At 65.2% G+C, this 24,639-nt stretch carries 21 protein-coding genes; 6 read left to right on the forward strand and 15 right to left on the reverse strand.

What is annotated here, in order from left to right; translation table 11 throughout:
- Nucleotides 1-104: 104 nt before the first annotated feature.
- From HBF26_RS14740 to HBF26_RS14750, 3 genes are read right to left on the reverse strand one after another with little or no spacing between them, the layout of a single operon-like run.
- Nucleotides 105-818, reverse strand: a complete 714-nt coding sequence (locus tag HBF26_RS14740) for a hypothetical protein (RefSeq protein ID WP_167128076.1) — start codon at nt 816-818, stop codon at nt 105-107.
- 2 nt (nt 819-820) lie between these two features.
- The gene (locus tag HBF26_RS14745; protein WP_167128079.1) at nt 821-1,777 is read right to left on the reverse strand and encodes a ParB/RepB/Spo0J family partition protein; all 957 of its coding nucleotides are present in this window, start codon (nt 1,775-1,777) and stop codon (nt 821-823) included.
- Nucleotides 1,774-2,979: a DNA adenine methylase gene (locus tag HBF26_RS14750; RefSeq protein ID WP_167128082.1), complete on the reverse strand. Its 1,206-nt coding sequence runs from the start codon at nt 2,977-2,979 to the stop codon at nt 1,774-1,776. The genes HBF26_RS14745 and HBF26_RS14750 overlap by 4 nt, the downstream gene beginning before the upstream one ends.
- A gap of 419 nt (nt 2,980-3,398) precedes the next feature.
- On the opposite strand from HBF26_RS14750, the gene HBF26_RS14755 reads away from it, so the two are divergent.
- Nucleotides 3,399-4,769 carry a glutamate--cysteine ligase gene (locus HBF26_RS14755; protein ID WP_167128085.1) on the forward strand — a complete coding sequence of 457 codons (1,371 nt, stop codon included), beginning with the start codon at nt 3,399-3,401 and terminating at the stop codon, nt 4,767-4,769.
- Nucleotides 4,770-4,870: 101 nt separating this feature from the next.
- On the opposite strand, the gene HBF26_RS14760 is transcribed toward HBF26_RS14755, so the two are convergent.
- Complete coding sequence (locus HBF26_RS14760) at nt 4,871-6,298, reverse strand: OmpP1/FadL family transporter (RefSeq protein WP_167128088.1); 1,428 nt, start codon at nt 6,296-6,298, stop codon at nt 4,871-4,873.
- Nucleotides 6,299-6,537: 239 nt separating this feature from the next.
- On the opposite strand from HBF26_RS14760, the gene HBF26_RS14765 reads away from it, so the two are divergent.
- Together HBF26_RS14765 and HBF26_RS14770 are read left to right on the forward strand one after the other, a co-directional pair.
- On the forward strand, nt 6,538-6,840 hold the full coding sequence (locus HBF26_RS14765; protein WP_167128091.1) for a YcgL domain-containing protein: 303 nt from the start codon (nt 6,538-6,540) through the stop codon (nt 6,838-6,840).
- A 90-nt stretch (nt 6,841-6,930) separates the two neighbouring features.
- Nucleotides 6,931-10,359, forward strand: coding sequence for an ankyrin repeat domain-containing protein (locus HBF26_RS14770; protein ID WP_167128094.1), 3,429 nt, complete (start codon nt 6,931-6,933; stop codon nt 10,357-10,359).
- A gap of 67 nt (nt 10,360-10,426) precedes the next feature.
- Here the strand turns inward: HBF26_RS14770 and HBF26_RS14775 are convergent, their stop codons facing one another.
- The 3 genes from HBF26_RS14775 to HBF26_RS14785 form a co-directional block, all read right to left on the reverse strand.
- The gene (locus HBF26_RS14775) at nt 10,427-12,235 is read right to left on the reverse strand and encodes a monovalent cation:proton antiporter-2 (CPA2) family protein (protein WP_167128097.1); all 1,809 of its coding nucleotides are present in this window, start codon (nt 12,233-12,235) and stop codon (nt 10,427-10,429) included.
- Nucleotides 12,236-12,350: 115 nt separating this feature from the next.
- Nucleotides 12,351-13,340: a porphobilinogen synthase gene (gene hemB / locus HBF26_RS14780; RefSeq protein ID WP_167128100.1), complete on the reverse strand. Its 990-nt coding sequence runs from the start codon at nt 13,338-13,340 to the stop codon at nt 12,351-12,353.
- A 104-nt stretch (nt 13,341-13,444) separates the two neighbouring features.
- Nucleotides 13,445-14,539: an ABC transporter ATP-binding protein gene (locus HBF26_RS14785; protein WP_167128103.1), complete on the reverse strand. Its 1,095-nt coding sequence runs from the start codon at nt 14,537-14,539 to the stop codon at nt 13,445-13,447.
- Nucleotides 14,540-14,753: 214 nt separating this feature from the next.
- On the opposite strand from HBF26_RS14785, the gene glk reads away from it, so the two are divergent.
- Nucleotides 14,754-15,794, forward strand: coding sequence for a glucokinase (glk, locus tag HBF26_RS14790; RefSeq protein WP_167128106.1), 1,041 nt, complete (start codon nt 14,754-14,756; stop codon nt 15,792-15,794).
- A 9-nt stretch (nt 15,795-15,803) separates the two neighbouring features.
- Here glk and HBF26_RS14795 read toward each other — a convergent pair whose 3' ends face one another.
- The 5 genes from HBF26_RS14795 to secB form a co-directional block, all read right to left on the reverse strand.
- Nucleotides 15,804-16,088, reverse strand: a complete 285-nt coding sequence (locus tag HBF26_RS14795; protein ID WP_167128108.1) for an addiction module antidote protein — start codon at nt 16,086-16,088, stop codon at nt 15,804-15,806.
- A complete protein-coding gene (locus HBF26_RS14800; protein ID WP_167128111.1) occupies nt 16,085-16,387 on the reverse strand; it encodes a type II toxin-antitoxin system RelE/ParE family toxin in 303 nt (100 codons plus the stop codon). The genes HBF26_RS14795 and HBF26_RS14800 overlap by 4 nt, the downstream gene beginning before the upstream one ends.
- A gap of 89 nt (nt 16,388-16,476) precedes the next feature.
- Nucleotides 16,477-19,485: a DEAD/DEAH box helicase gene (locus HBF26_RS14805; protein ID WP_167128114.1), complete on the reverse strand. Its 3,009-nt coding sequence runs from the start codon at nt 19,483-19,485 to the stop codon at nt 16,477-16,479.
- A gap of 126 nt (nt 19,486-19,611) precedes the next feature.
- Nucleotides 19,612-20,646, reverse strand: coding sequence for an NAD(P)H-dependent glycerol-3-phosphate dehydrogenase (locus HBF26_RS14810; RefSeq protein ID WP_167128117.1), 1,035 nt, complete (start codon nt 20,644-20,646; stop codon nt 19,612-19,614).
- A gap of 3 nt (nt 20,647-20,649) precedes the next feature.
- Nucleotides 20,650-21,141, reverse strand: coding sequence for a protein-export chaperone SecB (secB, locus tag HBF26_RS14815; RefSeq protein WP_167030705.1), 492 nt, complete (start codon nt 21,139-21,141; stop codon nt 20,650-20,652).
- 302 nt (nt 21,142-21,443) lie between these two features.
- Here secB and rpmB point away from each other — a divergent pair, with 302 nt between their 5' ends.
- On the forward strand, nt 21,444-21,680 hold the full coding sequence (gene rpmB, locus HBF26_RS14820; RefSeq protein WP_089981369.1) for a 50S ribosomal protein L28: 237 nt from the start codon (nt 21,444-21,446) through the stop codon (nt 21,678-21,680).
- 12 nt (nt 21,681-21,692) lie between these two features.
- Complete coding sequence (gene rpmG, locus HBF26_RS14825; protein ID WP_036109728.1) at nt 21,693-21,857, forward strand: 50S ribosomal protein L33; 165 nt, start codon at nt 21,693-21,695, stop codon at nt 21,855-21,857.
- 50 nt (nt 21,858-21,907) lie between these two features.
- On the opposite strand, the gene HBF26_RS14830 is transcribed toward rpmG, so the two are convergent.
- The 3 genes from HBF26_RS14830 to HBF26_RS14840 all read right to left on the reverse strand — a co-directional run bounded on the left by HBF26_RS14830 (nt 21,908) and on the right by HBF26_RS14840 (nt 24,519).
- Nucleotides 21,908-22,339 (reverse strand): nuclear transport factor 2 family protein, encoded by a 432-nt coding sequence (locus tag HBF26_RS14830; RefSeq protein WP_167128119.1) that lies wholly within the window; start codon nt 22,337-22,339, stop codon nt 21,908-21,910.
- Between the two features lie 14 nt (nt 22,340-22,353).
- Complete coding sequence (locus tag HBF26_RS14835; protein WP_167128121.1) at nt 22,354-23,211, reverse strand: AraC family transcriptional regulator; 858 nt, start codon at nt 23,209-23,211, stop codon at nt 22,354-22,356.
- Between the two features lie 114 nt (nt 23,212-23,325).
- A complete protein-coding gene (locus HBF26_RS14840; protein WP_167128122.1) occupies nt 23,326-24,519 on the reverse strand; it encodes a DesA family fatty acid desaturase in 1,194 nt (397 codons plus the stop codon).
- Between the last annotated feature and the right edge of the window lie 120 nt (nt 24,520-24,639).

The raw sequence follows: 24,639 nt of genomic DNA on the forward strand, positions 1-24,639 counted from the left end.
CGTCAGCCTGCTTGATAAACCCGATGATCTGCTCGGTGGTGAAACGACTCTTCTTCATATCCGTCCTCGTGATTGACGGACTTTACAGCTTCATGTGGTACGGCTCAGTGGGGGCAGGTCAATTCGCTGATGTAGCTCTGGACACCGCCAATCGCGGCAGCAGCATTTTTAAATTGCGGGCCTTGTTGCATCGCCAACAAAGTCTTAGCCGGAGCGCCCGCACTCGCATCACTCTTGGCTAGCCAGCCTTTCTTCACAGCATCGCGACCAGCCTTGAGAACAAGACCTTCAAAAACCTCGGCGATATCTGACGCCCCCGACAAAGGGTCGCTGTTATAGCGCTCAAAAGATTCCGCAAGGCGGGTTCTTAAAGAGCGAGGCAGGCCTTTCATAGCATCCGCAAACTCACTCGAAGGTATCAACTGAATTAGCGGAACACAGGGATTGCGTCTTGTGACGTTGCCTTCCGCATCAACAGTTAGCAAGCCATAGCCGTGCGAGACCAACTCCTTAACCTGCGATTGATCATCCAGATATGCCTGCTCGGTACAAACTGAGTAGATGGCTATGGGCATATTCAATGCGAGGATATCAGCTCTTCGCATCCTTAGAATAAGCGGATATGGCTTGTCGGGCGAAACCTCCGCAACTATCATCCGATGGTTGTGAATTTTGAAACTTAAGGAAGGGCTCCAATTAAGACTGCGATCTATAGGCTGCCCCAAAAGAATCGAATTAGTCTGATAGGTCTGCGCGAAAAAACTTTGTGCCGAAGCGGTAAGAAATGCTGATCCTGATGTAATCCCCTCTGAGGACATATTCAGCCCCTCAACACGGCATCAATATGCGCCTGCAGCTCGCGCAACAACGAGATCAACTCCGCATCCAGATCCTCTGCCCGCTCTTCATCCTCAACCGCTTCCAGGAATTCAGTCAGGCCCGTCACGAGGCGTGAAGCGCGCTTCTCGATATATTCGAAAGCAACAGTTGACTCGTAAGCCTCTCTGATTCCGGTTGGCTTCGTGATATCAAAGACCTTATCGAGAGCCTTTCTCGCGACTCTCTCTTTCAGTCCAAGTGAATGCACGGCCGTCGCAATCTTAGCCAACTGACGAAAATCCGTTACGGCAGGAATCGATCCCTTCTGAAACTTCTCGACAAGTGCGTCACGAATATCGTCCAACCTCTCCTCATACTCGGGGAGGCGGCGAGTTACGGTCTTGAGCGATCGTTCCATTTCAATGAAAAAGTCCTCAGACAGCCGCTGGCTTGACTTAGGCTTTTCAAGCTCATGCAGAAGTAAATCTTTGAATCGAGAGGGCAAGTCGATCAGAAGCTGGCAGCGGCGAATTGCTCCACGAGTTAGCCCTGTTAACTCGGAAAGCCTCACTTCGTTCGGCCTCTCCCCATATTCAACAGCATAGAGCTCGATCACCCTCTGGAGCTTTGAGGCAATGGTGTAATAATCCCATTGCTCGCGAAGAGAGTGAATGTTGTACATCAGAACGAGATTTTCCAACTCGCTCGGCCGTGTTTGGACAATTACTGGAACCGTGCGGAGATTGAGCTTGGTCGCGCAGCGCCAACGCCTTTCACCATCTAGGAGCGTATAGTGGTCACCGTCTCGATATACCGTCAGAGGAACTTGGATCCCATGACGGTCGATCGAAAGCATCAGGCTCTCCATCTCCTCTTGACGAAATACCAACCGCGGATTCTCCGGATTCGGCCGAATCTCCGCTGGCGCCACCAACTTGAGCTTCTGTTGTTCGCTCATTTGATATTGACCCTATAAAGAATCTCGGTCACAGCCTGACGTTGCGACCCTTTCGATGCCCCCATCGTCGAATGTGAGTAGTCGATCTTTACAATCTGGGGCGCACGTTTGTAAAACCGCCTTAGGAGGTCAGGGATTCTTCTTTCCGAATCCTCAAGCAATCCATTCGCTGGATAGCTGATAATTAGGTCGGCCCGGAGCTGTGCTGCATTGCGAATAAGCTCATCGAAAGAACGCTCAACGGTGCTCTTTTGCGAAAACGTTGACGCGTGACGCCCGTCCCGATACATGCCTCGCCCTGAAGCAGATGGGTAGTCGTACAGCACCGCTGTTTCATATATATGGTAGTACCGTGAGTACTGATCCGCGGTGTATGGAGGATCCGCATATATGACTGAGGGTTTGCGTGTTGACGTCGTCAGTGAGGGTAGTAGCCCCAACACGTCCGACCTGAAGGCGCGGTTAGATGCCCGCCATTGCCTCGATCCTACGGGCGCTAATTGCTCCATTGCTCGAAGCCACTCGAACCGAAGCGACCGCGCACGCTGCGCCTTGAATCTTGTAAACGTATTGTCTTTTGGGCGCAATGCCTGGGCGAAATGCCCGGTCGTAGTCGAACATTTTGACAATGCAACGCAAAGCCCGAGGATCGACCAATGGTGCCCTTCCTCACAAAGCTTGCCGTTTTTCAGCAGAACATCAAGAGCAAAGCGCAGCGCATCGAAATCCATCGCTTGCTCGTATCCGATATAGCTTCCCGCGAATCTCCGCATAAATAGATCGTAGGATCCATATCCAGCGCCTTTAATCAGTCCATTCGCTCTCTCAATCGAATGGTCAAAGACAAGGTTGTAGCCAGAGCAAGAAGGCAATGCTAGAGCGAGACGCTCCGCTGCAAGTTCTTCGGCAAACTTGTGCCGCAATGAAGCACGATGAGCTTCATAAGAACACGCGCACAGGTCGTTAAGCGATTCACTTGCGGGAGCTAGATTACTGGAGCAGAAGGTCGCGTTCGCAACAAGATGTGCAAAATGCTGTACGTCGTTTGTCCAGATAGATCTAGAGGTACCGACCGAGTGACCAACAGCGCACATACCTGAGAACACGTCTAAGAGCGGGCCAGGACGACTCTCCCTCACGAGATCACCGACCCTTCCCGCCAAGTTACGCTTTGTCCCCATGTAGGAAATCAGCTGCGTCATAGCAAATCCATAGCCTTCCCTGCGGCCCCTGGTCCCAATGCTAGCTAATTTTTCTTCATTCGGATATCGAAGGCCGGATAGCCAGTCAGACCGTACCCAATCCCATATCCCGCCCCCCTTTCCTCGTAGAAACATTGATTTGCCGCTACCGAACGAGCCCGAATCGTCCATCCAACTATTCTTCACGACTCAGGAAGACCAATCTCGTAGGCCTTAGGTCATACGAGGGACTGGCGATAGGTGCCCCGAATTCGGAGAGGGAGTTCTGACATTTGTTGGACTAGCTCGCCGCCGGAGGACACTTTGGAGACGGCACCGACCTGCGATGCTACGCTCCGCGCCCAGGCACCTTTTGCTTGCCGCCAGCCGCCCCCATGTCGACCGGCTATCGGCCGTCAGCCCTACGTCAAGGAAAGTCCGTGTCCATCCCCAGCGCCGCGAAGAACACGCCCATTGGCGACCGCCACGATCTGGCCGCCTATCTCGCCAAGGGCGAGAAGCCGCGTGAAGACTGGCGCATCGGCACGGAGCACGAGAAGTTCGGGTTCTACACCGACGACCTCACGCCGCCGCCGTTCGATGGCGACCGCCCGGGCATCCGTGCCGTCCTCGAAGGGCTCGCGTCGCGATACGACTGGAACATCGCCCGGGAAGGCGATACACCTGTCGCGCTGACGAAGGGCAAGGCGAACATCACGCTCGAACCCGCCGGGCAGCTCGAACTTTCCGGCGCACCGCTGGAGACGATCCACGAGACCTGCGACGAAGTCACCAACCACCTGAAGGAGGTGCGTTCGGTGGCCGAGGAGCTCGGCATCGGCTTCCTCGGCATGGGCTTCCAGCCGAAGTGGCGCCGCGACCAGATGCCGTGGATGCCCAAGGGCCGCTACAAGATCATGCGCGAGTACATGCCCAAGGTCGGCTCGCTCGGCCTGGACATGATGACGCGTACCTGCACCGTGCAGGTCAACCTCGATTACGCGAGCGAGGCCGACATGGTGAAGAAGTTCCGCGTGGGTCTTGCACTGCAGCCCATCGCCACCGCGCTGTTCGCCAACTCGCCTTTCACCGAAGGCAAGCCGAACGGTTACAAATCGTATCGCTCGCACGTGTGGACCGACACCGACGCCGACCGCACCGGCATGCTCGACTTCGTGTTCGAGGACGGCTTCGGTTACGAGCGCTATGTGGATTACATCCTCGACGTGCCGATGTATTTCAGCTACCGCGACGGCAAGTACGTCGATCTTTCCGGCCAGGACTTCAAGACCTTCATGCGCGGCGAACTGCCCGCGTTGCCGGGCGTGAGGCCCACCCTGACCGACTGGGCCGACCATCTCACCACGGCGTTCCCGGAAGTTCGCCTGAAGCAGTATCTGGAGATGCGCGGCGCGGATACCAGCACATGGAATTCGCTGTGCGCATTGCCTGCATTCTGGGTGGGTCTGCTGTACGACGACACCGCTCTCGACGCCGCCTGGGACCTGGTGAAGGATTTCAGCCGGGAAGAACGCCATGCGCTGCGCGACGGCGTACCGAAGGAGGCGCTCGATCTGCGTTTCCGGAGCCATACGGTGCGCGATCTGTCGCTCGAAGCGCTGAAGATCGCGCAAGCCGGACTGAAGCGCCGCAACCGCCAGGGCAATCGCGGCGTGGACGAATCGATCTACCTCGAACCGCTGATGGAGATCGCGATCTCGGGCAAGACGCAGGCCGACGCGAAGCTCGAACTGTTCCACGGCAAGTGGAACGGCAGCGTCGATCCGGTGTTCCGCGAATACGCGTACTGATGCACGTACTGCCTGCATCTGGCGGCTCCCACAGGGCACAAAAAAACCTCCCCGTTGCCGGGGAGGTTTTTTTATGGGCCATCAGCCGATCGGGGAGCCGATCAGAACTGGTACTTGGCCGACACGCTGAGCAGGTTGCCCTTGTCGTCGCTGGCACCGACCAGGCGGTCGCCCGTACCGTCGGTCACGCCGGCGATGTGCGCGTTGTTCACGAAGATGTGAGCGTAGCCGGCGTTGATCTCGAAGCGATCGGTGGCCTTGTAGCCGATACCGAAGGCAAGCCACTTACGGGTCGAGTCGGGCACGCGCGGCGAACGCGTATCGTCGTAGGTCGGGGTGGTGTCAACGGCCACACCGCCGCGCAGGGTCAGCTTGTCGTTGACGTAGTACTCGCCACCGACCGACGCGAACCAGGTGTTGCGCCAGCCGTAGTGCTCGGTGGTCGGCGGCTGGTTCGGGTTCGAGTAATTGACCGTGAGGTCCTGGAACGAATCCCACTTCGTCCACGACAGGTCGAAGCCCAGGCCGAACTTCTCGTCCTGGTGCCAGAAGCTGGCGGTGGCGATGGCCGGCGTGGTGAAGCCCGCCGTACCGTCGGTGTGGGTGAACGGCGGCTGGCCGCTGCCGAGCAGGGCGCCCACGGTGGGATTCGACAGCACGGCGCTGACGTTGGTCGGCATCGTGAAGTTGCCGGTACCTTCGAGCGTGTGCTTGATCTTGCTGCGGTAGTTGAGCGCGATGCGGTCGTTCTGGGTCAGCTTCCACAGACCGCCGACCTGCCAGCCGTAGGCCCAGTCGTCGCCCTTGATCTTGGCGTAGCCGTCGCTACCCGGCGGCACCACGGCGGCGTACTGCGCGGCAAGCGCGCGGGCGGTGGCGGGCGGCAGCTGGCCAGCGGCAGCGGCGCGCTGGATCAAGCCGAGGCCGACAGTGTTGTAGTTGATGGCGCTGGTAAGTTCCGCGCTGGTCTTCTGCGCGATGGCGCTGACGCCGACGGCGAAGTCGTCCGTCACGTCGAACGAGGCCGAGAGGGTGGCGTCGAACGACTTGAAGTCGGACTTGATGGCGTTGTAACGGCCCTTCCAGTCGGAGTCGTATTCGGTCTTGAAGCCGAACGGAGCGGTGAGGCCCAGACCGATGTGCCAGCGGTCGCCGACCTTCGACGCGAAGTACAGCGCCGGGACGGGAATGGTGGTGCCGGCGTCGCCGCCGTTACCGCCGCTGATGGGGCGGCCCTGCGCGTCGGTGGCGGTGCCGTGGAACTTGGTGCTGAAGTTGATGCCGGTGACGTCGGCCTGGAACACGTTGCCCTGGAGCATCGACATCGCGGCCGGGTTGTTGACGATCACCGAGGCGTCGTCACCCGCCGCGGCGGAGCCGGCGAAGGCGCGGCCGAGAGCCTTGGCGCTGTTTTCCTTCAGCTGGAAAGCACTGGCCTGGGCAGCCTGGGGAGCCACCAGGGCACCGGCGATGGCCAGCGAGAGGGCGGCAATGGCCAACGGACGGGTATGGAGGTTCAGCTTCTGCATTGGGTTCGGCTCCTGCTTTTCGTTACTGCTCGGGGGCGATGGAATACGCGGCCGAAAGCGGAAACTTTCCCGTTTTCATACGCGCGTTTAACATTCTGGGTTTGAACTCTGGACGAGTTGACGGCCGTTTTGCAAGTCTCGGTGCAACAAAGGTGAAACGGGCGGCTCCCGCGTCGCCCCGTTCGCGGCCGGCATTTGCTAGGGTGTAGAGCCCGCCCCCGCCAGCGAGACCTGCCGTCATGCACTGCTTCGTCTACGCCAGTCAGCGCAAACCGGACACCTACGTCTGGCTCGCTCGTCGCGAGGGTTTCGACCTTCTTCCCGAACCGCTCGCGCTCCTGCTGGGCGAACTGCGCTTCGTCCTCGAAGTGGAACTGACACCGCAGCGCAAGCTGCCCCACGACGACACGGAGCGTGTTCTTGCCAATCTCGCCGCACAGGGCTGGCACATGCAGACACCGCCCAACGAAACGCTGAGCGTGTGCAACCAGCCGAACCACAATCGCGAGATCGATCCCGACGAAACACTGGTGCGCGCTTGATCCGGTCGGCTCCGCCCATGCGGGAAACGTGCAACCCGAGTTAACGTCGCGTTACCGCGTAGGGCGGAACGGCTCCGTATACTCGCGCGCATGGCCAATTCCAAACGTCGTCGCCCGCCGCTGATCAAGGCGCTGCCCTGGTTCCTTCCTGCCCTCGCCGCGGTCGCCTGTGCGGGCCTGACAGCGTCGCCACTCGCGCTCATTCCGCTGCTCCTGGCAAACGCCCTGGCGATGGGCGCGGTGTGCCACGCCATCGGCTTCGATCCGGAGACGAGCTACCTGCGTACCGTGTTGCGGCGCGGATCCGCGCACCTGGTGATGTTCACGGCCTACACCTTCGTCGTTTTCGTACTCGTGGCCTGGCCACTGCTCAAGCTCACCCAGGCACCGAGCCTGGGGGCCGCCCTGCTGCTCGCCGCCACGCTCGTGGTCGCCCTCGCCGCCCTGTGGCGCGTGTGGCCGGCATTCGGGCTGGTGTTCGTCTGGGACGATGCCTACCCCGAAAGCAGCGGGGACGGATCGTGGATATTCACCGCCATGGCTCGCTCGATCACGTTCGGTCGGCACCTTTCCGCCGAGGAGCGGTTCTTCTCCCATTTCCTCCCCGCCTCCTTCGCCCTGCTCGTTCTGGCCTTCAGTGCCGTGGCGCTGTCCGGACTCTATGGCGTGCTGCCGCCGGAGATGCGCATCGCGGCGCTGGGCATCTACGGGCTGGTGCTGCTGCCGCTCGGCTGCATGCTCATCGCCAACCGCACCTTGCGCGCCCTGCTCTGCGATCGCCGCGAACATATCCGCGCGTCGCGGGCCGAGCCGCGGGACGGCACAGCGGCCACGCCCGCCGAGACCGTCCGCCCACCCATCCCCGTGCTCGCCAGCGAGGAAAGCGAGCCCGGCGTGCGCGAGCGCTCCCTGCTGGCGGCCACGCGCGCCGGCGACATCGCCCGGGCCGTCGCGCTGGTCGAAGCGGGAGCCGATCCCGAAACGGGTGCGGAGCCGGGCGACCGCGACCAGCGCCCGGTGCTCACGCTTGCGGCCCTGTCGCCGGATACGCGGCTGCTTCGTGCACTGATCGGAAAGGGCGCCCAGGTGAACCGCGCGCATAACGGCATGACGGCCCTGCTCGCGGCCAGCCGCGACAGCTGGCACGGCCGCCCGGAAGCCGTGCTCACCCTGCTCGCCAACGGCGCCAACCCCGCGGGCGCCGACCCGGAAGGCAACACGCCCCTGCATGGCGCGGCGCTCAGTGCGGAACCGACGGTGGCCGCCATGCTCCTGGATGCCGGAGCGCCCGTGGATGCCGTGAACCATGCAGGCGATACCCCGCTGGTGATCGCCTGCCGCGCCGCGAACTGGACGCTGGCCCGCTTTCTCCTCGATCACGGCGCCAAGCCCGCGCCGGTGGGCGGCGAGCCGGCGCTGGTCGCCGCGGCCGGCATTCCCGACGACGACAACGAGGGCGCCAGGCTGCTGCTGCGCTACAAGGCCCCCGTGAATGCGACCGATGCCGATGGCCGCACCGCGCTGCTGACCGCGGCGGCCGAAGGACACGAGCAGATCGCACGGGTGCTCCTTCAGGCCCATGCGAATCCCAACCTCGCGGACAAGAACGGCACCACGCCGCTCATGGAGGCCGCCCGTGCCGGGGCGCATGGCATCGTCCAGATGCTCGCCGACGCGAATGCCGATGCCTCGCCACGCGACGGCCATGGCCGCGACGCCCTCACGCTCGCCTGCCAGTCGCCCCGGGCCCAGGCGGCCACCGTCCGCGCCCTGCTGACCCTTGGCGCGCAACCGAAGGAACCCGCCGCGGACGGTCGCAGCGCACTCGACCATGCCGCAGCCATGGGCCGCTGGGATTTCGTCGCGCTGCTCGACCCGGAAACACCGCTGCCGAGTTCGCTGAGCGAATCGGTCGTACCGGAAGCCGGCGCGGACTCGCCACCGCACCTATACGATGCGCTGCGCTTCGGTCACTGGGCGGTCGCCTCCACCTTCGCCGCCAAAGCGCGGGAGTGGCCAACGCAGGCGCTGGCGGCCCTGTATGTGGACCTTGCCGGTACCGGCTTCGACGCCGCCCGGGCATGGCTCCTGGATCACGGTCTTCCCGCGGAAGCGCGCCTCGCACCGCCGGCCGACGACGAAGGGGTACTCGGCCGTCGCCTGTTCGACGCCCTCCTTCCGCAGTTGCCGCACTCCGCCGACGCGTTGCTGCAGCTCATGCGGGCCGGCGCCAGCCCCGCCGGCGCGGGGCTGCTCGGACACGCGATCTGCCGTCTGGAAGACACCGACGAGCGACTGACGCTGGCGATGCTCGAGGCGGGCGCCGACCCGTTCGGTACCGACGCACGCGGGCGCACGCCGCTGCACATGGCCGCCGCGACGGGGCGAGCGGGCCTGCTCGCCGCGCTGCTGGCGCGGGGCCTCGATCCCAACGTTCGCGATGCCAGCGGCCGCACCCCGCTGCATGCGGCGCTCGAACAGGGTGGCGACAGCCTTCCGCTCGTGCGCCAGCTGGTGGCGCACGGCGCCGATCCCGAGGCCGCCGACATCAACGGCGAAACGCCGTACGGACTGGGCATCGGGCACGGCGACGTGGAACGCTGGCTGAGCTGGTCCACATGGCCGTTGCCGCGGCGCGCGCTGCGGGCGGACGACCTTCCCTCCGCGGCTGCCGCCGGCGATCTCCAGGCCGTCGAGCGTCTGCTCGAACTCGGCTTCGCCGTTGACACGCGCGACAGCCAGGGTGCCACCGCCCTGCTCCGCGCGGCCGGTGCCGGCCACCGGGACGTGGCGGAGCGACTTCTGGCGGCGGGAGCGGATTCCACAGCCAGCGCGGCGTCGGGCGTCACGGCGCTCGCCGCGGCGGTGAACGCACGCCGCGACAACGTGGTGTCGCTCCTGATCGATCGAGGCGTCACCGTGGATCAGCGTCTCCCCGGCGACGCCACGGCGCTGATGATCGCCGCAACACTCGGATACCCCGACATCGCCGACCTCCTGCTGGGTGCCGGTGCCGACGTGACCGCGCAGGACGCGCACGGGCATACCGCCTTGCACGCAGCCGCGCAGTACTGCTTCGGCAGCAGCGACAGCCTGCGCGCGCGGCGCCTGCTCGACACCCTGATCGGCAAGGGCGCGGACGTGAACAAGCCCGACAAGGAGGGCGTAACGCCCTTGCTCATTCTCCTCGGGGCGCACATGCGTCCCGGCACCCAGGCCGACCCCACCCACCTGGGCGCCCTCGTACCGGTGCTGCTCGACGCGGGGGCGAAGCTGGAGCACGCCGACCATCGCGGCGTCAGTGCGCTTCATGCCTGTGCGATGCACGCGCTGCTGGCACCGGCCCGCGTGCTGTTGAACCGAGGCGCCAACCGCAACGCCGCCGATGCGTTCGGCCGCACGGCGGGCGACGTGGCGCGGCACCTCGGTTACGTGGACATCGCGCACGAACTGGGCACGCGCATCGGCGCCATTCCCAGCGTCAGGCAGACCTTGCGGCAGCCCGCGCAGCCTGACTGAGGCCCTAGCCCCACACGCGCCAGCTCCGAGGCACGGCCTCAAAACATGTCGCGCGCACGGCGCGCTCCTACCGCTCCCCTTCGCGGACGCGCTCTTCGACCGCGTCCGCCTCGAAGAGCTGCTGCAGGTCGTGCAGTGCCTCCTTCGTGGTCTGCACGAGCGCCGTTTCGTCGTCGTAGACGAGGTATTGCGCGCGAAGCACCTGGTCGTCATGCCTGCGGAAGCGCTCGAGGCGGCTGTGTGCCACTTCGGCACTCATGCCCAGCGACTCGAGCACGTGGCGGGTCATCTCCAGGCTGGAATAGAAGGTTTCGCGCACCGGATCCTCGACGCCTATGTCCATCAGACGGAACACGTGCTGACGATTGCGCGCGCGGGCAACGATCTTGAGGTGCGGGTACTGCCTGCGCACCAGCCGCGCCGTGCGCAGGTTCGCTTCGGGATCGTCCGTCGCGATGACGAAGACCTCGGCCTTGTCCGCCTGCGCGGCGCGCAGCATTTCCGGCCGCGCCGGATCGCCGAAGAAAAGCGAGGTGCCGCCGAAGCGGCGCGAGGTTTCCACCTGCTCCACCGAACTTTCCAGCGCCACGAACTGGATGCCCTGCGCGCGCAGGATGCGCGCGACTATCTGGCCCATGCGCCCGAAGCCGGCGATGATGACGCGCGGCGTGTCGGCCTCGATGTTGTCGAACTCGCGGTCGGGCTTGCGCACGCGCTCGGTCACCATGCGCGATGCCACCAGCACGAGCAGCGGCGTGAGTGCCATGGACAGCGAGATAGCCATCACCATCAGCCCGCGCTGGGCGTCGTCGATGACGCGCCCCTGCTGGGCCAGGTTGAGGATGACGAACGCGAATTCGCCGCCGCACGCAAGCACGGCCGCCAGGCGTACGGAGTCGGCCGTGGTCAAGGCGCCCACCAGCCTCCCAAGCGGCATGATCAGGACGGCCTTCACCACCATCAGCAAGGCGACCATGCCGAGCACCAGCAACGGCTTGTCGACCAGCATGGCCAGATCGACCGACATGCCCACGCTGATGAAGAACAGACCCAGCAACAGCCCCTTGAAGGGCTCGATGTTCGACTCGAGTTCGTGCCGGTATTCCGAATCCGCCAGCAGCAGGCCGGCGAGGAAGGCTCCCAGCGTCGTGGAGATGCCCGCCACCTCCATCAGCCACGCGGTGCCCATGACCACCAGCAAGGCGGTGGCCGTGAACACTTCGGTGCTCTTCGCGCGCGCCACGAAACGAAACACGTGGCGCAACAGCAGTCGTCCGCCCACGATCACGGCGAGGATCGTGCCGACCACCCGGACCACGCTCATGAGGTCGGGCGCATGCGCGTCCCGGGCGATGGCCCCGCCCAGCAGCGGTACCGCCGCGATCAGCGGAATGGCCGCAAGGTCCTGGAAGAGGAGGATGGCGAAGGCCTGTCGGCCATAGACGGTGCCGGCTTCCTTGCGTTCGGCCAGGATCTGCAGGCCGAACGCGGTGGACGACAGCGCAAGGCTGCCGCCGACGATCACCGCGGCCTTCCAGGTAAGACCGAACAGGAAATAGCCGATCGCACCGAGGGCCGCCGCACAGGCGAGCACCTGCAGGCTGCCGGTTCCGAACACCGCGCGGCGCATCACCCACAATCGCGATGGAGAGAGTTCGAGTCCGATGACGAAGAGCATCAGCACGACGCCGAAATCGGAAATCGTCGCGACGCCTTCCGTATCGCTCACCAGGCCCAGCACGGACGGACCGATGACCACGCCGGCGAGCAGGTAGCCGAGAACGGCGCCGAGGCGAAATCGCTTGGTCAGCGGAACGGCGATTACCGTCGCCAGCAGGAAGACGACCGCCGTCTCGAGAAAATGATGCCCGTCCATCCCGGCTCCCCGATAAGTCGCAAGGATTATGTCATGCGGGCGGACCGCCGTTTTGGCGAATCCTGTGGGAAGTGCGCCGTCGCGCCTCCCACAGGCTACGGCTGCCGTTGCAGGATCAGGTTTTCAACCAGCGTGCCACGTCGAGCGCGAAGTAGGTGAGGATCGCATCGGCGCCGGCGCGCTTCATCGACATGAGCGACTCCAACACCACGGCCTTCTCGTCCACCCAGCCGTTCTGCGCGGCGGCCTTGATCATCGCGTACTCGCCGCTGACCTGGTACACGAAGGTCGGCGCACCGAAGGTGTCCTTCACCCGGCGCAGGATGTCGAGATACGGCAAGCCCGGCTTCACCATGACGGCGTCGGCGCCCTCCGCGAGATCGAGTTCCACTTCGCGCAGGGCCTCGTCACTGTTGCCGACGTCCATCTGGTAGGTGTGCTTGTTGCCCTTGCCCAGGTTCGCCGCCGAGCCCACGGCGTCGCGGAACGGACCGTAGAAACTCGACGCGTACTTGGCGGAGTACGAGAGGATGCGGGTATGGATGTGCCCGGCGTCTTCCAGCGCCTCGCGGATGGCACCGATGCGGCCGTCCATCATGTCCGACGGGGCCACGAAGTCGAAACCCGCCTCGGCCTGCGCCACGGACATCTTGATGAGCGCCTCGACGGTCGGCTCGTTCATGACGTAACCGTCGGCGTCGATCAGCCCGTCCTGGCCATGCGTGGTGTACGGGTCCAGCGCCACGTCGCCGATCAGGCCCAGCTCCGGAAAGCGGCGTTTCAGTTCGCGCGCGGCGCGCTGGAAGAGGCCGTCGGGATTCCACGCCTCGCGTGCGTCCTCGGTTTTCGCCGAGGCATCCACGGAGGGAAACAGCGCCAGCGCGGGAATGCCGAGTTCGACGCATTCCGCGCCCAGCTTCACCAGCTCGTCGATGGAAAGGCGATCCACGCCCGGCATGGACGACACCGGCTGCCGCACGCCCTCCCCGTCGACCACGAAGGCCACCATGATGAGGTCGGACACGGTGAGCACGGTCTCGCGCATCAGGGCGCGGGAGAATGCGTCGCGACGCATGCGGCGCATTCGGACGGCGGGGAAGGTCATGGGACGGGCCTGTTCGTTGGCGATCCGCCCATTTTACTCCTCATGGCCCAGCCCTCGGGGGACACGGCGTCGCAGGCGGCGCCGGTACACGAACGGGCGCTCGCTCACGCCGCTATGCGCAACGTCGTCTCCGGATCGAAGAAGTGCAGCCTCTCCGCCTGGAAGCCGAGCGCCACGTCCGTGCCGGGCTGGATCGCCGAATGCGGAGGCACGCGGGCAACCAGCTCGGCGTCGCCGTGCCGCATGTTCAGGAACACCTCGTTGCCCACCGGTTCCACCACTTCCACGTGCGCGCGCAGGCGTTCCTCCACGCCCGTGTGATCGGCCACGGTAAGCAGGTCCTCGGGGCGAACGCCGACGATGACCGCCTTGTCCAGCCATGTTTCGAGAGCGTGCGCCTGCGTGCCCAGGGCGATGGTGCCGTTGCGCGTTTCCAGCTGCAGGCCATCGGCACGGCGCAGCGTGCCCTGAAAGAGGTTCATCGCCGGGCTGCCCAGGAATCCCGCGACGAAGAGGTTCGCCGGCCGGTTGTAGAGGTTCATCGGCGTGTCCAGCTGCTGCACGACGCCGCCGTTCAGCACCACGATGCGCTGGCCAAGCGTCATCGCCTCGATCTGGTCGTGCGTGACGTAGACCATCGTCGCGCCCAGGCGGCGATGGATGCGCGCGATTTCCACGCGGGTGGAGAGGCGCAGCTTCGCATCGAGGTTCGACAGGGGTTCGTCGAGCAGGAACACGGCCGGGTCGCGCACGAGCGCGCGGCCCAGCGCCACACGCTGCCGCTGACCGCCCGAGAGCGCAGCAGGACGGTGTTCCAGGCGCTCATTCAGCCCCAGCATGTCGGAGGCCACCGCCACGCGCCTGTCGATCTCCTCACGCGCCACGCCACGCAGGCGCAGCCCGAAGCCAAGGTTCTCGCGCACCGTCATGTGCGGATACAGCGCGTAATTCTGGAAGACCATGGCGATGTCGCGGTCCTTCGGTGCCACGTCGTTCACCACCCGGTCGCCGATACGCATCGTGCCGCCCGTAATCGACTCCAGGCCGGCGATCATCCGCAGCAAGGTGGTCTTGCCACAGCCCGAAGGGCCCACCAGGACCAGCAATTCGCCGTCCGCGATCTCGAAACTCGCCTCCTCCAGGGCCACGTGCCCGTTGGGATACACCTTGCGCACCTTGTCGAGGCGAACTGCTGCCATTTCCTGCTCTCCCGTGGGTCCGGGTCTGACGGGCGATGCCTGCCACTGCCCCGGGCAATAAGGTATTCTGCCGACGTAATCGTTTACGTCAAAGCCTCCGCCGGATAATCCGCTCCTGTAGGGCTTCATCCCCGCCCGGAGTAGGCCTTCACTAGACGTCAGCGCCCGCGCGAGGCACCCTTGCGGGCTTCCGTGACATGACAGGTTCCTCAACATGGCCAACGTTAGCGCCCCGGCGCCGACCCTGCTCGCCGACCTCGGCGGCACCAACGTGCGCTTCGGCATCGCTCATCCGGATGAAGACACGCCGCTCATTCAGGAAAGCATCCGGCGCTACCACGTCAAGGACTACGCATCGCTCGGCGAAGCCGCCCAGCAGTACTTCAGGGAAACGGGCCACCAGGCCCAGCGCGCCATCATTGCCGCCGCGGGCCGCATCGACAACGGCGAGACCGTAAAGGTCACGAACAATCCGTGGGCCATCTCGGCAAAGAACCTCACGAAGGAACTCGGGCTCGAGTGGGTCCACCTCGTGAACGACTTCGCCGCGCAGTCGATGGCGGTCATGCTGATGACCGACACCCCGGACGCCAAGGGCCATGCCGATCTGGTGCAGGTCGGCAATCCGACCATCCCGAAGATCGGCAGCAAGGAAGAGCAGACCTTCGTGGTCGTCGGCCCGGGTACCGGTCTCGGCGTGGGCGGTCTGCTGATCCGCGGCGACAAGGTGAGCGTGCTGCAGACCGAGGGTGGCCATGCCGGCTTCGCCGCGCACAGCGCCGAGGACATCGAGATCCTCAAGGTGCTCAACCTTCACTACGGCCGCGTGTCGAACGAACGCCTCATCAGCGGCGCCGGCCTCGTGAACCTCTACAACGCGATCTGCGAGATCTCCGGCCAGAAACCGGACGAGACCATCACGCCGGAAGACATCACGCGCCGCGCCACCGACGAATCCTGCCCGATGTGCAATCGCGCGGTCGAAACGTTCGCGGGCATCTTCGGCAGCGTGGCCGGTGATCTCGTCCTGACGCTGGGTGCGTGGGACGGCGTTTACCTCACCGGCGGCATGACGCCGATCCTGCTGCCGTGGATCCAGAAGGGCCACTTCCGTGAGCGCTTCGAAGCGAAGGGCCGTTTCCGCGACACGATGGAATCGGTACCCACGCAGGCCATCATGAACCCGGAACCGGGCCTTATCGGCGGCACGGCGCTGGCGATCGTCGAGGCCGGCGGCACACCGCTGCGCCGCTGAAGCACGGCGTCATGCCGCGCGCAGGTTGACCCCCAGCGCGCGCATGACGCGCATGACGGTTGCGAATTCAGGATTGCCGTCTGACGACAGGGCCCGATAGAGGCCCTCGCGAGAGATGCCCGTAGCGCGCGCGACGCTACTCATGCCGCGTGCGCGGGCGATGTCTCCCAAGGCTGCTCTCACGAGGCTTCCATCGCCGGGATCGTCTTCGAGGCATGCATTGAGGTAAGCCGTCTGCTCCGTCTCGGAGTGCAAGTGATCGACGGCGTCCCACCGGGTGAATTTCTCTTTCATTCGCTTTGGTCCCAAGCTGCCGCCAACGTGATGGCCTGCGCGATATCGGACTGCTGACTGCTCTTGTCCCCGCCGGTCAGCAAGACCACGAGTACCGATCGTCGGTGGATGTAGTAGAGGCGATAACCCGGGCCGTGATCGATGCGCATCTCGCGAACGCCCTCTCCAACGTGCTTTACATCGCCCGGATGACCGAGCGACATGCGGCGGAGACGAGCCTGAATTCTCGCCACTGCCATGCCGTCGCGAAGCCTGGAAACCCACCGGCGAAACGTTTCACTCTGGACGATCTCGTACATGGATCGACCGTAACCCATAAGTTACGGTATGTGACCCATGGATTACAAGGCCAGCGATCTCGACCGACGCATGTTTCGTCCGAAGGACATCAGACGGACGGCGCCAACAGCGCGTCGAGGTCGCTTTCGTCAAAGCTGAGGCGTTCGCGGCTACCGCCGCCTTCGAGCACGGCGTCGGCAAGTTCCGCCTTGCGGGCCTTCAGTTCCTCGATGCGTTCTTCCACCGTGCCGGCCGTGATGAGGCGGTAGACGAACACCGGCTTGTCCTGGCCGATGCGGTGCGCGCGATCGCTCGCCTGCGCTTCCGCCGCAGGGTTCCACCACGGGTCGTAGTGGATCACGGTGTCCGCGCTGGTGAGGTTCAGACCGACGCCGCCGGCCTTCAGCGACAGCAGGAACAACGGCACCTCGCCGTCCTGGAAACGCTGCACGGGTTCAGCGCGGTCGCGCGTTTCGCCGGTGAGGGTGACATAGCTGATGCGGCGGCGGTCGAGTTCGCCGGCAATGAGCTTGAGCATCTCCGTGAACTGGCTGAAGAGGAGCACGCGCCGGCCTTCGGCGAGTAGCGCGGGCAGCATGTCCATCAGCAGTTCGAACTTCGCCGATTCGCGCACGCCGCGCGCGGCTTCGAGCTTCACAAGGCGCGGATCGCAGCAGACCTGGCGCAGCTTGAGCAACGCATCGAGGACCACGATGCCGCTGTGTGCGATGCCACGCTGCGCGATCACCTCGCGCAGTTCCTCGGCAAGCGAAAGGCGCAGGCTCTCGTAGAGGTCGCGCTGCTTCGGCTCCATCACCACACGGCGCGTGATCTCCGTCTTCGCCGGCAATTCCGACGCTACCTGTGCCTTCGTGCGGCGAAGGATGAAGGGCGCGATACGGCGATTGAGCCGTTCCTGGCATTCTAGATCCTGGTGTTTCTCGATCGGCACGCGGTAATGGCGGCGGAAGGCGCCTTCGTCGCCGAGCAACCCCGGTACGGCGAGGTCGATCTGCGACCAGAGTTCGCCGAGGTGGTTTTCCAGCGGCGTGCCGGTGAGGCACAGGCAACGCGGCACCTTCAGCGTGAGCAGCGCACGGCGCGCCTGCGTGCGTGGGTTCTTCACCTGTTGCGCCTCGTCCAGCACCACCAGCGAGAAGGCCTGCTTCTTCAGGGTGTCGACATCGCGCGGCAGGAGCGCGTAGGTCGTCAGGATGACGTCGTGCTCGGCGATACGCGCGAACGTTTCCGCGCGTTGCGGTCCGTGCAGGGCGAGAAGGGTGAGGCCGGGCGCGAAGCGCGCCACTTCCGAGATCCAGTTGGGCACGAGACTGGTCGGCACGACCACGAGCGCGGGCGAGGCGAGGTTGCCGCTTTCCTTCAGCGCGAGCAGGTGCGTGATCAGCTGCAAGGTCTTGCCGAGGCCCATGTCGTCGGCGAGCACGCCGCCCGTACCGGCTTCGGCGAGCGCGTTCATCCAACGCAGGCCGTCGCGCTGATAGCCGCGCAGTTCGGCGCGCAGGCCCTCGGGTACTGCGTCGCTCGCGCGCTCGGCCGCCTCGCGCAGGCGCCGCGTGAAGCCGCGCAGTCGCTCGGGCGCTTCGAAGGAGCCACCGCTCGGCAGCGCCTGCGCCAGTTCCTCCAGGCGCCCGGCCTGCACCCGGGGAAGGTGCAACTGCTGCCGCGGCTTCTCCAGATATTCCGCCAAAGGCGCGAGAAGGCCGCGTAGTTCCTTCAGGCGCACCGGCACGCGGCGGCGCTCGTCCACGGGGGCGTACCAGACCGAGTCTGCCGCCTCGCCCGGCATAGGGCTGAGACTGAGCTGGTGCTCGGCCAGGGCCTGCGCCACGGCGGGCAGCAGGTTCACGCGCTTTCCTTCCACCTCGATGCCGATTTCCAGATCGAAGGCGCGGTCCGCGTCGTCCTCGTTCGCCTGGCCGTACCAGCGCACCGGCCCCTCGAGGACTTCGAACGGAAAGCTCGCGGCGTATTCGAGGAGGAAGCCGTCGGCCTCGAGCCTCGGCCGCAGGGCCAGCCAGCGGGCCGGTGTGTTCACCTCGAGCGCCCCCGCATACCCCTTCCCCGGGAACAGCCATGCGTCGTCGGGAAGCGTGTCGGCCATGTCCCAGGGAAGGCCCTCGGTGTCCACCGCCGGATTGAGGCCCGCGGTTTCGAGGGTTTCCATGGTGGCCAGTTCCTCGGCGCGACGCCGGGTGATTTCCAGCAGCACGCCGTTGCGTACGCGACGGACCAGCGGCTCGCCGCCGCGCCCCGGCAGGCGCTCACCGGCGTAATCGAAGGCCAGGCGCCCATAGGCCAGCGGCGGCGTGCCGGCCGCCAGCCGCGCATGCCGGGTCAGGGCATGCAGCACGAGCACGGGCCGAGGCGACACCTCGGCGCGGCGTACTTCGCCGAACACCTGCGGCACCGGTACGCGAGGACCCATGCGCGTGGATTCCAGCGACGTGCGGAAGGCGGCGGTGCTTTCGGGTGGCAAGGGCGGCAGGTCGAGCCAGGCGCTTTCTTCCTGCTCGCCCTCCAGCGGACCGACCTCGGCATGTTCGGCGTCGAGGAACCAGAGCGCCCCCACGCGGAACAGGCGCTGGCTCGCAGGAACGTCGGGCAAGAGCTTCTGGCTGCCGTCTTTTTCGAGGTTCCAACGCCAGCGCAGCGGCTGTGGTTTTCCGCGCGACAGTTGGAGGCCGGCCACACCGCCGAAGAAACAGGGTGCGCTGTCCAGGATCTCGGCAAGCAGCTGGTCACCGAGGTCGCCGGTGAACCGCGCGTAGCTGCGGCTCTTTCGGAGCGTCTGGGGAAGGCCCAGCAGCGTGGCGGCGAGGCGCTTCTCCACCACGGTGAGCGTCGCCTCCGGCAAGTGCCGGCTATCCAGCGGCAACGGTCGCGAGAAGCGGCCATCCGTGCCGACCGTCAGCAGGACCGGGGCAACGTCGAGGTACGCGGCAGGCTCGTGGTCGTCGTTGACGCCCTCGAGGAAGAAGCCGAGGACGGAGCCCTCCGTTGCGACCGCCCGCGCGGCCGAGCCCATGGCTCGCTGCCACGCCTGCGGCAGCGACTCCACGACGTCGTTCCGCCTGCGCTTGTCGTCCGGTTGATGCATCCGTAGCGATCCTGCCCGCGCGACCAAAACAGGAAGCTTAGCAAAGCCCGACGGCGTTACCCGTAGGACTTTTTACCCAGCGGACCGGGCCGGTTCAGGCAGTACGGGACGGCCGTGGTGCCGATCTCAGTCGCGTGCGGGGAAGAGATTCACGGGATATTCGGCCTTCTGCTCACGACTCATCAGTGTGCGCAGGGCTTCCTCAGGCGTGACCTCGCCATGGAGTACCGCCCGCACGCCGGCGGAAATCGGCAGGTCGAGACCGTGGAACCCGGCCAGACGGGCAACCTCGTCCGCCGTGACCACGCTTTCGACCACCTGGCCGATCTGGCGGATGGCCTCGGGCAACGGAACGCCCCGACCGAGGGCGAGGCCCAGGCGGCGGTTGCGCGACAGGTCGCCCGTGCAGGTGAGCACGAGGTCGCCCAGGCCGGCCAGCCCCATGAGGGTTTCCGCCCTGGCCCCCAGGGCCACCCCCAACCGCAGCATCTCGTTCATGCCCCGGGTAATGAGGCCGGCGCGGGCGTTCAGGCCGAGCTCCATGCCGTCGGCCACGCCGGTGGCCACGGCCAGCACGTTCTTCATCGCGCCGCCGAGTTCGGCACCCAGGATGTCGTTGCCGGTATAGGCGCGGAAATTCGGCGCATGCAGCAGCACCGCCAGTTCCTTGCCGAACGCTTCGTCGGTGGCGTGCACGGTGACCGCGCTCGGCAGGCCGGCCGTGACCTCGCGAGCGAAGGAGGGGCCCGTGACGACCGCCGCCGGGCGGCCCGGGAGTTTCTCGTTCACCAGCTCGTGCAGAAAGCGCCCCGTGCCGGTCTCGAAGCCCTTCGTGGCCCACGAAACCCGGGCGTCGGGTTCGAGAAGGGGCACGATCTGGTCGAGCATGGCGGCGAAGGCGTGGCTCGGCACCACCAGCAGGACGATACCGGCGCCCCGCAGCACGGCGGCGAGGTCGGCCTCGTAGACCAGTTCCGGCGGAAGGTCGAGGTCGGGCAGGTAGCGCAGATTGCGGCGCGCCTCGGCCATGGCCGCGAGCGCCTCGGCGTCGCGGCCCCACAGGCGCGTGGGAACGTCGTTACGCGCCAGCAGGGCTGCCAGCGCGGTGCCCCAGGACCCGGCGCCGAGGACGGCGACGGTGGGTCGGGAGGTGGCGCTCATCGCTCAGCTGTTGAGCGAGTGCGTACCTGCGCCTTCGAGCTGCTGGCGCTGCTGTTCGGCGTAGAGTGCATCGAAGTTGATCGGCTGGAGCAGGAACGGCGGGAATCCACCCTCCTGAATCATCGCGGAGACCATCTGGCGCGCGTACGGGAACAGGAGGTTCGGGCAGTACGAACCGAGGATGCCGTCGCGGTCGTCGCCCGAGAAACCGGCGATGCCGAAGATGCCGGCCTGGTGGACTTCGGCGAGGTAGGCGGTGCGCTCGCCCAGGTTGCAGGTGAGCGTGAGGCTCAGCACCACCTCGAAAAGGTCGTTGCCGAGGTCGACGGCCTTGTGGCCCAGGTTGAGCTGGACCTGGGGCTGTGCTTCGGTCTCGCCCATTTCCTGGAACACCTGCGGGGCGTTCGGGGCTTCGAAGGAGGCATCCTTCACGTAGATCTTCTGCAGCACGAGCTGCGGCTGGCCGGCCTGGCCGTTGGCGTTGATGTCTGCCATTGCGTGGTCCTCGAAAGAGCGTCGTGTGGGGTCGTGTGCCGCTGGCACGAAAGCACGGATTGTTTCACACAACCCGCCGCGCCGCACAGTCCGGCTTGCGCGTGGGCACCGGCTTCTGAGAGAATGCCCGGCTTCCCTATGCCAGCCCGACACGTCGGGAAAGTCCGTTACGCGATGCGGGCTTATACGGGCGGAAGCGCTCCACCCTCCAGCCATCGCGTGGCAGCCGGTCGAACGGCACGCCGCTGGGCCGATGCCGTCCTGGCCAAAGGGCGGTCCAACGAATCTATAAGGAGGCCCCCATGGCCCGTAGATGCCAAGTCACCAACAAGGGTGTGCAGACCGGCAACAACGTCTCGCACGCGAACAACAAGACCCGCCGCCGCTGGCTGCCGAACCTGCACGAGCGTCGCTTCTGGGTCGCCAGCGAGAACCGCTGGGTGAAGCTCCGCGTTTCCAATCACGCGCTGCGCACCATCGACAAGAACGGCATCGAGGCTGTGCTGGCCGACCTCCGTTCCCGCGGCGAAAAGATCTAAGGAGATCGAACCATGGCAAGCAAGCGCGATAAGCACCGCCTGATTTCCACCGCGGGCACCGGTCACTTCTACACGACCACGAAGAACAAGAAGAACACCCCGGAAAAGATGGTCTTCATGAAGTACGACCCCGTCGTCCGGAAGCACGTCGAATACAAGGAAGGCAAGATCAAGTAAGCGCCCGGCGCTTCGGATCTTCTGAAAAACCCGCCTCACGGCGGGTTTTTTTATGGCAAGCAGGCCCCAGGCGATGGCTGGAAGACGCTTCTGTCGCGCACGATCAATCCGTCGGAAACGGTAATGAACGCGGCGATCGGCACGTCGAACGGTTGCCCGCCCGCCGTGCCGCGGGAGTGGAACAGCACCGCTACCCGGTCGCCCTGCACCACCATCTCGTCGACGGTGTCGACGATATCCGGCGCCTCGTCGAAAAGCGCCTGATAGGTGCGCCGCACATCCTCGCGCCCACGCCGTGGGGCACAGAAGTCGGGCGACAGCAGCTCGGCATGGGGCGCGTACGCCGCGACCATGGCCGCGGCGTCGTGGCGATTGAATGCGTCGAACATGGCGCGAACCACGCTGGCGGCGTCGCTGCGCTCGCCCGCGGCGGCAGACGTGCCGGCGATCAGCATGGCCGCGGCGAATCCCATGGTTTTCATCGCTTGGAGTCCTCTCACAGAGGCTGCAACGGCAGGTAGATGTCCGTGCGGAGTGCGTGCTCCGGCGTCGCTTCGGGGTCGTCGATGTAATGGTGGAAAAGTGGCGCATCGGCAGGCTCCCTGCCCGAAGCCGGGAGCCAGTCTCGATAGAGCGCCGCGCAGGCGTCATCGATACCCACGTAGGACCCCGTCACCCGGGTGACGGCGTAATCGCCGCCATCCAGCACCATCACCTCCAGCGGCGCCGGTGGCGGTGGGCAGGCACCCAGATCCAGTCCGGCAAAGAAGATGGGCACCTCCGCCAGCTCCGGTTCGTTCCAGGGCACGCCGTAGATGCCACGCAGCCCCTCCAGGCGCCCTTCCCGCTCGGCCCATGCCCATGGCACCTGAAAATCCTCGGCGAGGTCGCTGTCGGTGTACGCGCCTGTGCGTCGCATCGCGACGATGGAAAGCGGCTCGATGTGCACAAGCCTCACTTCGATCACGGAGGATGCTGCCGACGACCCGGCGAGTGACCAGGGCGCCCACTCCGAGGGCGCGGCGCGATACTCGCTCGGCGTGGAGCCGCAAGCCGCCCGGAAAGCCCTGGCGAACGCTTGCGCCGAGGCGAAGCCCGCGGAAAGCGCGATATCCGTGACCGGGGCGGCGGACGCCCGCAGTTGATGCGCGGCGTGCTGCAGGCGCAACCGGCGAACGCTCGCCGCGACGGTCTCGCCGACCATCGCCGTCCAGAGGCGATGGAAATGGAACGGCGACATGGCCGCCACCTCCGCAAGCCGATCGAGCGACAGCGGCTCGTCGAGGTGGGCGGCCAGGTGGTCGGCCACGCGTTTCAGCCGGGACTCGAAGCGATTGACGGTTGTCGGTTTCATGGGCGCAAGATAATGCGCCCCCGGGACGGCCAGCGTTACATGGCTTGCGCTTTTGACGCAAAAAAAGACCCGCCGTCTTTCGACGGCGGGCCGGTCTTTACCGCGCAGCGACGCTTATGCGCCGACGGCGGAATAACCCTTCAGGCGCTGGGCGAACTGCTGGAGCGAGCGAATGCCGCTCTGTTCAGCTTCGACGATCCACTGCTGGAGCGCCTTCAGCGACTTCTCCGCGCCACGCTCTTCCATCAACGCGACGAGACGCGCGCGGAAGTCGCAGACCGTCTTGAGGGCCGGGCGGTTGGCCAGCGCGGCCTGCAGGCGGTCACGGGCGTCGTTGTCGAGCCAGCGGCCGCCGTCGGCCAGTGCGCGGCGCAGCCGGCGCGGCACGGACTTGATGCTCTCGCCGGCCTGGCCCATCTCCTCGCGCATCGTCGGAAGGATGACGTTGCGGTAGTAGTCGGTGGTGGCCTGGAAGCGCAGCGCAAGCACGCCCTTGAGCGTTTCGGCGTCCGGCAGGTGCACGTTGGGACGGATGTTGAGCGTGGGCGCCACGCGCAGCACCTTGGCCAAACCCACGAAGCGCAAGCCGCAGATGGCCACCCAACCGATGTCGAACTCCCACTTGCGCAAGGCGAACTTCGCCGAGCTGGGGAACGCATGGTGGTTGTTGTGGAGCTCTTCGCCGCCGATCCAGAAGCCCCACGGCGAGATGTTGGTCGCGGTGTCGGAGCTCTCGAAGTTGCGGTAACCCCACCAGTGGCCGATGCCGTTGACGAAACCGGCGGCCCAGAACGGGATCCAGATCATCTGGATGGCCCAGATCGCCATGCCCACCACGCCGAACAGCGCGATGTTGATGATGGCCATCAGGGTCGGGCCCCAGTAGGGGTGACGACCGAACAGCGTGCGCTCGAACCAGTCGTCCGGCGTGCCGCGGCCGTACTTTTCCATGTCCGCCTTGTTGTAGCTGGCTTCACGGTAGAGCGAGACGCCGTCGAGGAAGACCTTCTTGATGCCGAAGACCTGCGGGCTGTGCGGATCTTCTTCCGTCTCCACCTTGGCGTGATGCTTGCGGTGGATGGCCACCCATTCCTTCACGACCATGCCCGTCGTCAACCAGCCCCAGAAGCGGAAGAAGCCGTTGAGCGTCCAATGGAAGTCGACGCCGCGATGGGTGGCGCTGCGATGGTAGTAGAGCGTCACGGTGAAGATGGTGAGCTGCGTGACGACCAGCAGATAGACCAGCATCTCGCCCCAGCTTGCGCGGGTGAGGCCGTTGGCCAGGAAATCGAGCAGGGTGTCGAGCATCGGAGTCGTTACCGCACGGGTAGTTAGGGAGTTTTGCGCTATCAGTCTAGCGACCCGTCCCCATACCCACCAGCATGGAAATGGGCAAAGTGTGAAGACAGCGGTTGTCGGACCGAGAGG

Origin of the sequence: Luteibacter jiangsuensis, from assembly GCF_011742555.1 — a bacterium.
GTDB lineage: Bacteria > Pseudomonadota > Gammaproteobacteria > Xanthomonadales > Rhodanobacteraceae > Luteibacter > Luteibacter jiangsuensis.

Bases quoted from the DNA above. Each gene is read 5' to 3' on its own strand.
- HBF26_RS14770 (WP_167128094.1), top strand. From the start codon at position 6,931: ATGGCCAATTCCAAACGTCGTCGCCCGCCGCTGATCAAGGCGCTGCCC.
- rpmG (WP_036109728.1), top strand. From the start codon at position 21,693: ATGGCAAGCAAGCGCGATAAGCACCGCCTGATTTCCACCGCGGGCACC.
- HBF26_RS14835 (WP_167128121.1), bottom strand. From the start codon at position 23,211: ATGAAACCGACAACCGTCAATCGCTTCGAGTCCCGGCTGAAACGCGTG.
- HBF26_RS14805 (WP_167128114.1), bottom strand. From the start codon at position 19,485: ATGCATCAACCGGACGACAAGCGCAGGCGGAACGACGTCGTGGAGTCG.
- HBF26_RS14795 (WP_167128108.1), bottom strand. From the start codon at position 16,088: ATGAAAGAGAAATTCACCCGGTGGGACGCCGTCGATCACTTGCACTCC.
- rpmB (WP_089981369.1), top strand. From the start codon at position 21,444: ATGGCCCGTAGATGCCAAGTCACCAACAAGGGTGTGCAGACCGGCAAC.
- hemB (WP_167128100.1), bottom strand. From the start codon at position 13,340: ATGACCTTCCCCGCCGTCCGAATGCGCCGCATGCGTCGCGACGCATTC.
- HBF26_RS14775 (WP_167128097.1), bottom strand. From the start codon at position 12,235: ATGGACGGGCATCATTTTCTCGAGACGGCGGTCGTCTTCCTGCTGGCG.
- HBF26_RS14840 (WP_167128122.1), bottom strand. From the start codon at position 24,519: ATGCTCGACACCCTGCTCGATTTCCTGGCCAACGGCCTCACCCGCGCA.
- HBF26_RS14760 (WP_167128088.1), bottom strand. From the start codon at position 6,298: ATGCAGAAGCTGAACCTCCATACCCGTCCGTTGGCCATTGCCGCCCTC.
- HBF26_RS14765 (WP_167128091.1), top strand. From the start codon at position 6,538: ATGCACTGCTTCGTCTACGCCAGTCAGCGCAAACCGGACACCTACGTC.
- HBF26_RS14745 (WP_167128079.1), bottom strand. From the start codon at position 1,777: ATGAGCGAACAACAGAAGCTCAAGTTGGTGGCGCCAGCGGAGATTCGG.
- HBF26_RS14800 (WP_167128111.1), bottom strand. From the start codon at position 16,387: ATGTACGAGATCGTCCAGAGTGAAACGTTTCGCCGGTGGGTTTCCAGG.
- HBF26_RS14830 (WP_167128119.1), bottom strand. From the start codon at position 22,339: ATGAAAACCATGGGATTCGCCGCGGCCATGCTGATCGCCGGCACGTCT.
- secB (WP_167030705.1), bottom strand. From the start codon at position 21,141: ATGGCAGACATCAACGCCAACGGCCAGGCCGGCCAGCCGCAGCTCGTG.
- HBF26_RS14785 (WP_167128103.1), bottom strand. From the start codon at position 14,539: ATGGCAGCAGTTCGCCTCGACAAGGTGCGCAAGGTGTATCCCAACGGG.
- HBF26_RS14810 (WP_167128117.1), bottom strand. From the start codon at position 20,646: ATGAGCGCCACCTCCCGACCCACCGTCGCCGTCCTCGGCGCCGGGTCC.
- HBF26_RS14750 (WP_167128082.1), bottom strand. From the start codon at position 2,979: ATGACGCAGCTGATTTCCTACATGGGGACAAAGCGTAACTTGGCGGGA.
- HBF26_RS14740 (WP_167128076.1), bottom strand. From the start codon at position 818: ATGTCCTCAGAGGGGATTACATCAGGATCAGCATTTCTTACCGCTTCG.
- glk (WP_167128106.1), top strand. From the start codon at position 14,754: ATGGCCAACGTTAGCGCCCCGGCGCCGACCCTGCTCGCCGACCTCGGC.